The 7,189-nt window shown below is 37.4% G+C and carries 9 protein-coding genes and 1 rRNA gene; 9 read left to right on the top strand and 1 reads right to left on the bottom strand.

Features of this window, described 5'->3' with window-relative positions; genetic code table 11:
• Positions 1-272 precede the first annotated feature (272 nt).
• The 7 genes from J2Y67_RS27295 to perR all read left to right on the top strand — a co-directional run bounded on the left by J2Y67_RS27295 (position 273) and on the right by perR (position 5,287).
• Positions 273-1,298: an ABC transporter ATP-binding protein gene (locus tag J2Y67_RS27295; protein WP_310179291.1), complete on the top strand. Its 1,026-nt coding sequence runs from the start codon at positions 273-275 to the stop codon at positions 1,296-1,298.
• Position 1,299: 1 nt separating this feature from the next.
• Entirely contained in the window at positions 1,300-2,091 is a 792-nt protein-coding gene (locus J2Y67_RS27290) for an ABC transporter permease (RefSeq protein WP_310179288.1), read from the top strand.
• 4 nt (positions 2,092-2,095) lie between these two features.
• Positions 2,096-2,881: an ABC transporter permease gene (locus J2Y67_RS27285; protein WP_310179286.1), complete on the top strand. Its 786-nt coding sequence runs from the start codon at positions 2,096-2,098 to the stop codon at positions 2,879-2,881.
• 150 nt (positions 2,882-3,031) lie between these two features.
• A complete protein-coding gene (locus tag J2Y67_RS27280) occupies positions 3,032-3,382 on the top strand; it encodes an ion channel (RefSeq protein WP_310179284.1) in 351 nt (116 codons plus the stop codon).
• 72 nt (positions 3,383-3,454) lie between these two features.
• Positions 3,455-3,925: a thioredoxin-dependent thiol peroxidase gene (bcp, locus tag J2Y67_RS27275; RefSeq protein ID WP_310179281.1), complete on the top strand. Its 471-nt coding sequence runs from the start codon at positions 3,455-3,457 to the stop codon at positions 3,923-3,925.
• A gap of 266 nt (positions 3,926-4,191) precedes the next feature.
• On the top strand, positions 4,192-4,740 hold the full coding sequence (locus tag J2Y67_RS27270; protein WP_310179279.1) for a cob(I)yrinic acid a,c-diamide adenosyltransferase: 549 nt from the start codon (positions 4,192-4,194) through the stop codon (positions 4,738-4,740).
• Between the two features lie 109 nt (positions 4,741-4,849).
• Entirely contained in the window at positions 4,850-5,287 is a 438-nt protein-coding gene (gene perR / locus J2Y67_RS27265; RefSeq protein ID WP_310179277.1) for a peroxide-responsive transcriptional repressor PerR, read from the top strand.
• Between the two features lie 81 nt (positions 5,288-5,368).
• On the opposite strand, the gene J2Y67_RS27260 is transcribed toward perR, so the two are convergent.
• Positions 5,369-5,719: a YgzB family protein gene (locus J2Y67_RS27260; protein ID WP_310179274.1), complete on the bottom strand. Its 351-nt coding sequence runs from the start codon at positions 5,717-5,719 to the stop codon at positions 5,369-5,371.
• Positions 5,720-5,870: 151 nt separating this feature from the next.
• On the opposite strand from J2Y67_RS27260, the gene J2Y67_RS27255 reads away from it, so the two are divergent.
• Entirely contained in the window at positions 5,871-6,746 is an 876-nt protein-coding gene (locus J2Y67_RS27255; RefSeq protein WP_310179273.1) for a nucleotidyltransferase-like protein, read from the top strand.
• A 279-nt stretch (positions 6,747-7,025) separates the two neighbouring features.
• A 16S ribosomal RNA gene (locus J2Y67_RS27250) occupies positions 7,026-7,189 on the top strand; the annotation flags it as partial.

The raw sequence follows: 7,189 nt of genomic DNA, 5'->3' as shown, positions 1-7,189 counted from the left end.
TGAGATAGTTCGGTCGCATATCGGGATTCTACGCGACCATAACAGTGAAAAGTGAGATAGTTCGGTCGCATATCGGGATTCTACGCGACCATAACTGTAAAAAATGAGATCGTCCGGTCGCCTAAGTGGTTTCTACGCGACCATAACTGCGAAAAATGAGATCGTCCGGTCAACCTAATGACAGCAAATTCATTATTGAAAGCAGAACGGTTGTTTTACTGCTGTGATTTGGCTAAACTAACACATTAGGGAAAGTTTCAGGAGGAAAATCGATGGAAAATGCAATAGAAGTAAAAAAATTACGAAAAGAGTTCAAAGCCTATTCAAGTCGGACGGGTTTAAAAGGAGCCTTCCGAGACCTTTTTACCCGAAACTATAAAGTGGTACCTGCGGTCAATGATATCCATTTTTCTGTAAAACAAGGGGAAATGGTTGGATATATTGGCGAAAATGGGGCAGGGAAATCGACGACGATTAAAATGCTAACAGGGATTTTAACACCAACTTCCGGTCAAATCACTGTCAATGGAATGAACCCGCACAAGGAGCGGGAGAAATTTGTGCAAACGATTGGCGTTGTTTTTGGTCAGCGCTCACAGCTTTGGTGGGATATCGCCGTTCAGGAATCATTTCGTCTTTTGAAAAAAGTCTACAAAGTATCGGACGAAGATTACGATAACCATATGGGGCACGTAATTAAAACATTGGATATTGAACCGCTTTTAGATAAACCAGTACGGAAATTATCCCTTGGTCAGAGAATGAGATGTGAACTTGCTGCAGCATTGATTCATAATCCGCCGTTATTATTTTTAGATGAACCGACGATTGGGCTTGACGTTTTGGTTAAATTAAAGATTCGGGAATTTTTAAAAGAAATTAATGAGAAATACAATACAACGATCCTTTTAACGACTCATGACCTGTCTGATATTGAAGCGTTGTGTGAACGCGTGATTATGCTTGATGAGGGCAAGATCATTTATGACGGTGCGCTAAAAAACCTGAAGGAAACATGGGGAGAGGGCAAGGAACTGCAATTTCAATTTCTTGAAAAAGTAGAAATGGCAAAATTAAAAGAGGTGACGAAAGGGCTTCCGGTTAAATGGGAGTTAGATGAAAAGGAAGCCATCTATAATGCCAATATAGAGGACAAGGAAGAACTTATTTCCCAACTCATCGCCAAAGTAGTCAGTGCTTTTAAAATTAAAGACATAAAAATTACTGAAATCTCTACGGAAGAAATTATTCGTAATATTTATGAAAAAGGTACGGTGGAAGTGGAAGGGGGCATGTAAATTGGATAAATATCTTGAAATGATTCGTATCCGTTTTTTAATGATGCTTGCCTACCGGACGAATTATTATACGGGAATTGTGATTTACGGTATTAATATCGGTGCCTATTATTTTCTATGGTCCGCCATTTATGGTTCCAAAGAGCACATCGAAGGTCTTTCGGTTGTACAAATGACTACTTATGTTGCTGTTTCTTGGATGGCTCGTGCCTTTTACTTTAATAATCTGGATAGGGAAATGGCGCTTGAAATTATGGAAGGAAAAGTGGCTGTCGAATTAATCAGGCCTTACAGTTATCTTGGGATGAAAACCATGCAGGGGTTGGGAGAAGGGATTTTTCGGCTTTTCTTTTTCTCGATTCCCGGGTTAATCATTGTTTCTTTTATCTTTCCGATAAAATTCACTTGGAATCCGGGTGTTTGGGGATTATTTGCCTTATCTACCTTATTGAGCTTTTTTATCAATACTCAGTTGAATTTACTAACAGGAATTACAACTTTTTTCTTATATAATAATGCAGGATTGATTAGGGCAAAACGAGTGGTCATTGATTTATTTTCTGGTTTGCTCCTTCCTATCAGTTTTTTCCCAGGATGGGCGCAGGGATTCATGAAATACCTTCCCTTTCAGGGAATCAGCTATATACCAAGTATGATTTTTACCGGCGGTTTTTCCCATGCACAGACAATGGAGGCCATCTTTCAGCAGTTCCTGTGGGTGGTGATTTTAATTATCCCCATTCAATTCCTCTGGTCTGTAGCAAAAAAACAGCTGATCATACAAGGGGGTTAAGTAAGTGTTTTACACATCCATGTTTTTTCAATATCTTTCACAATATTTAAAGACAAGATTTCAATATCGTGCTGATTTATTTGTGGAGTTTTTCTCTGATTTGTTGTCTCAAGCCATCAATCTCGTTTTTATTTTAGTTGTGTTTGGACATACGAGTCTGTTAAATGGTTGGAATAAAGATGAAATTATTTTTATTTATGGCTTTTTCCTTGTCCCATTTGCTGTTTTTTCTGCTTTCTTTAATATCTGGGATTTTAATGAACGCTATATTGTGAAAGGGGAGCTGGACCGGATTTTAACGAGACCGATTCACAGCCTTTTTCAAATTATCCTTGAGCGCTTGGAACTTGAATCCTTATTAGGAGCTATTACCGGCCTTGCGGTCATGTTTTACTCGGGGGCTAAGCTTGGACTCGAGGTGAAATGGTATGATCCCTTTTTATTCCTCGTTTTTGTGGTTGGCGGGGCCCTGGTTTATGGGGGAGTCTTTATCATGATTGCCTGCATCAGTTTTTGGGCAGATGCAAGAACATCTCTTATGCCGATGATGTACAATATCAGTAACTATGGACGCTATCCTGTTGATATTTATAATAAAATTATTCGTTTTGTCTTAACATGGGTACTTCCATTTGCTTTTGTCGGTGTTTATCCAGCGGCGTATTTTCTTGGAAAAAAAGAATGGTTTGTTTATGCCTTTTTAACACCCGTAATCGGTGTCGTCTTTTTCACACTAGCAATCCTCCTTTGGAATCAAGGAGTAAAAAAATATCGGGGAGCAGGTAATTAAATACTTCTTTATGGAAGGAAACCAGGCTTAATGTCTGGTTTTTGATATTTTATAGGTCAAGCTTGCATAGAAATAGAGTAACGGATGTTTCTGATCGAGGTGGTTAACGTGATCTATTTCTTGCTTCCGATTGTGGTGTTTTGTATTTTTATGAGTCTAAAGACACTTTTTGTACCTAATACAGTGAAAGGGAAATTTGTTTCGGTAGAAAATTTCTTATATTTGGGTTGTATTTATTTAACCGTTATCATTGGTTATGGTTTAATTTACGTGCTTTTTGAGCTTAAGGGCGTACCGTTACTCAAAGAAATCAATCATGAACATGGGAATAATATATTTGAATCCAGTTTTTATTTTAGTGCGATGATGCTGTTCTCAGTTGGCAACGGGGATATAATTCCCTTAGGTTTCGGCAGGATTATTGCGGTTACGGAAGCGTTAATCGGCTATACGCTTCCGGCAGCGTTTGTGGCACGAGCAATGCTTAATCGCGAGAAGTGATTATCGTTTGCAATGTTTACCAAGATTGGATAGTCTATCATTATAGACTAATTTTCGATTGAGGTGTTTTATATGTCAGTAGAATTGGGTGTAACTGCGCCGGATTTTGAATTAGAGGCGACCAATGGTGAAAAAGTAAAATTATCCGATTTTCGCGGAACGAATGTCGTTGTTTATTTTTACCCAAAAGATATGACTCCGGGATGTACGACGGAAGCTTGTGATTTTCGTGATCGGATCCAAGATTTTATGGATGTAGATGCGGTGATATTAGGAATCAGTCCAGACCCGATTGATAAGCACCAAAAGTTTATCGAGAAATACGGATTGCCATTTTTACTCCTTGCGGATACTGAGCATGCTGTTGCCGAAGCGTTCGATGTATGGAAGTTAAAAAAGAATTTTGGCAAAGAGTATATGGGAATTGAGAGGTCAACTTTTATTATTGACAAACAAGGTAAATTGGTAAGGGAATGGCGAAAGGTACAGGTAAAAGGACATGTGGATGAAGCGCTAACATTCATAAAAGAGAACCTTAACTAATTTCAAGCAATTTTGAAGCCTATTTTTATCAGTAAAGGCATTTGTCCAATGCAATAATACAAGGTTTGAATATCATTTTATTAGGGCATACCTCCTCAGATAAAAATTTTGGGTCCATAGTGACCCCTTTTTTTATGCCATTCTATTCAAATACCGATTTCAAGCTATATAATGTGGTTATAGAGATATCGTGTAATTTTTAGTAACCATTTCATACATATTTAAGAGAAATTAAAGGATTAAGGAATAAAAAGGAGGTATTAGGAATGAAAATTTATACAAAAACAGGGGACAAGGGGACTACCTCGTTGATTTATGGTCAAAGAGTTGCTAAAAATGATTTGCGCGTTGAAGCGTATGGAACCTGCGATGAATCGAATTCGATGATTGGGCTTGCACTAAGTTATTTAAACAAGGAAATTTTTCAAGGGAAAGAAATAATTGAAAAGGTATATCATAAAATACAAACAAATCTTTTTCATGTCGGTGCAGAGTTAGCAACACCCAAAGGAAAGGAAGTAAAATGGTTCCTTTCAAGTTCGGATATAGAAGAGATGGAAAAACATATCGATGAATGGAACGAAGACCTCCCTCCGTTAACCAATTTTATTTTACCCGGGGGGCATCCTGCAGGGGCTGCCTTTCATGTAGCCAGGACAACGGCAAGACGTGCGGAAAGGTGTGCTGTTACGCTGGGGGAAGATGTGAATCCGCTTGTTTTGGCCTATCTAAATCGTCTCTCGGACCTGTTGTTTGTAACAGCGAGGTATGTGAACCATCAGCTTGGACAAAAAGAGCAAACCTTGCATTCTTAATCAAAAGTGCAGCCTATTTGTGAGGTAACAATATTGACAAAAGTATAAATAAATTTTAAAATTAATTATAACAATTACAATCTAATAATACTTTTTAGAAAAGAGGTGCATGGCGGTGAATCAGCTAAAAGAAGCGTTGGATACCTTGAAGGATACAGGAGTGCGTATTACTCCGCAACGTCATGCGATACTTGAATATTTAATAAACTCGATGTCACATCCAACTGCCGATGAAATTTATAAAGCTCTTGAAGGGAAATTTCCCAATATGAGTGTGGCGACAGTTTACAATAATTTACGAGTATTTCGTGAGGTTGGTCTTGTCAACGAATTAACTTTTGGTGATGCCTCCAGTCGTTTTGATTTTATTACAACACAGCATTACCACGTGATTTGTGAAGAATGTGGAAAAATCGTTGATTTCCTCTATCCGGGTCTAGATGAAGTCGAACATTTAGCTTCACATGTGACTGGATTTAAAGTAGGTAATCACCGTATGGAAATTTATGGAACATGTCCGGAGTGTTCCAGTAAAGAAGTTCATTAAATAAGCGCGAAAGAGTTGATTCAAAGGAATCAGCTTTTTTTAATGGATAAATGGTGTCCTTTTTGTACGGACACCATTTGTCTATTTGCTTGATTTTCTATTATAGGTTTCGTCGAATTCTTTTCCTTCAAGATTTTGGTCCAGGGTTAGAGGTTCGCGACAATACATACACATATCGACTCGGCCTAGCATTTTTGTAGGTTTACCACAGCCCGGACACTTAACTTGAATGGTCTTCGTAGACAACATTCCGATCCAAAAATAAACAATCGTGCTTGCTATAATAAAAAGAAGACCGAAAAGCATAAAGATGGTCATAATAAGTGGAGAAGTTCGAAAATAAATTCCTCCGTACATAACAATGAAGCCAATAAATATTAAAGCTAGAGCAAAGGTTCTAATTTTATTTATTTTACTTGAATATTTAGCCATATAACCCCTCCTAGTGAAACTATACCATATTTATGAAAATAGAAAAATTGCTACGAGAAAGAAATGTCGAAATTTGTCTCGATTATAAGAAGGAGTTTTCTCGTTATTGTCGAAAATATTATGCTACCTGAAAAAAATGGAGGAATTAAGAATGGAAGATATCCTTCGTCCGATTTATCAAGAAAGGGCAAGCCAAACCAACACTATTGGAGTTTTGATGGTGGAGAAAAAACAAAAATCAAGCCACACAACGGACTCGTTTGACGATATTCTTTTGATTATTGTAAAAGAGGCAGAAAAGCCGTTACTTATAAAGCATTATACCTATCATGACAAAAAAGCGGCCATGCATATTATTGTTGAGGATTTATTGAAGGAATGGATCTTACTTGGTTCAAATCGGAAAATATTTGAATGGATTGATGATGCAAGGATTTTATTTGACCGAAATGAATATGTAGTAAATCTAAAAAAAGAGCTCCGGGAATTTCCCTTTTACGGAAGAAAAATCAAAATGGGGATGGAATTTGCCAAGTTAATTCGGCGGTATGTAGATGGAAAAGCATTATTTGAAAATCATCTCTATTTAGATGCCTATAATTATGTTGTACACTCCTTGCACCATTTAGCAAGATTGGCAATCATTGAAAATGGACTCCATCCGGAATTAACAGTTTGGCATCAAGTAAAACAAATTGAGCCTGAGATATTTAAACTATACGAAGAACTTGTCAATAGTGAAGAAACACTGGAAAAAAGATTGGAATTACTTTTCCTAGCCAGTGAATTTATGATTCATTCCAGAACAAAGATGGGTTCTACTCATTTACTAGATATTCTTAGTGAGAAGGAATATTGGTCGTTTAATGAAATCATGAATGAAAAAGAATTAATCCCTTATTCTGTCGATATGGCTGTACTTCTTGAATATTTAATTGAAAAACATTTAGTAGAAGTAGTGAATGTGGAAACAAAAGGGTCAGGGATTTTTCACAGATGTTATCGCGTTAATAAAAAAACATTATAAAAAAGAAAAAAACGTATTGACCTTTTTCTTGATACTTGGTATATTAATAACCGTCGCTGCGAAATGATTGTTAAAACTTTTCGTGGATGACGGGTTTTAAAAAAAGTGTTGACATCATGGGATACACCATGATATATTAATAAAGTCGCTTCTGAATGGCGATTGCGAAACACTTAATGATATTGTTCTTTGAAAACTAAACAAACAAAAACGTCAACAAACAATAATATTTCATTTCTTTCGAAATGAAGCCAACGTAACATCCGAGCTATATCAACTTTCTTGGAGAGTTTGATCCTGGCTCAGGACGAACGCTGGCGGCGTGCCTAATACATGCAAGTCGAGCGGATCTTTGGGAGCTTGCTCCCATTGGTTAGCGGCGGACGGGTGAGTAACACGTGGGCAACCTGCCTGTAAGACTGGGATAACACCGGGAAACCGGT

Origin of the sequence: Neobacillus niacini, from assembly GCF_031456445.1 — a bacterium.
In the GTDB taxonomy this organism is placed as follows: Bacteria; Bacillota; Bacilli; order Bacillales; family Cytobacillaceae; genus Neobacillus; species Neobacillus niacini_I.
Note: the sequence above shows the minus strand (reverse complement) of the source record. Positions and strands in the feature narration are given on the sequence as shown.

Coding starts and splice junctions, on each gene's coding strand:
- J2Y67_RS27260 (WP_310179274.1), bottom strand. CDS start 5,719: ATGGCTAAATATTCAAGTAAAATAAATAAAATTAGAACCTTTGCTCTA.
- J2Y67_RS27280 (WP_310179284.1), top strand. CDS start 3,032: ATGAGTCTAAAGACACTTTTTGTACCTAATACAGTGAAAGGGAAATTT.
- perR (WP_310179277.1), top strand. CDS start 4,850: ATGGCGGTGAATCAGCTAAAAGAAGCGTTGGATACCTTGAAGGATACA.
- J2Y67_RS27295 (WP_310179291.1), top strand. CDS start 273: ATGGAAAATGCAATAGAAGTAAAAAAATTACGAAAAGAGTTCAAAGCC.
- J2Y67_RS27255 (WP_310179273.1), top strand. CDS start 5,871: ATGGAAGATATCCTTCGTCCGATTTATCAAGAAAGGGCAAGCCAAACC.
- bcp (WP_310179281.1), top strand. CDS start 3,455: ATGTCAGTAGAATTGGGTGTAACTGCGCCGGATTTTGAATTAGAGGCG.
- J2Y67_RS27270 (WP_310179279.1), top strand. CDS start 4,192: ATGAAAATTTATACAAAAACAGGGGACAAGGGGACTACCTCGTTGATT.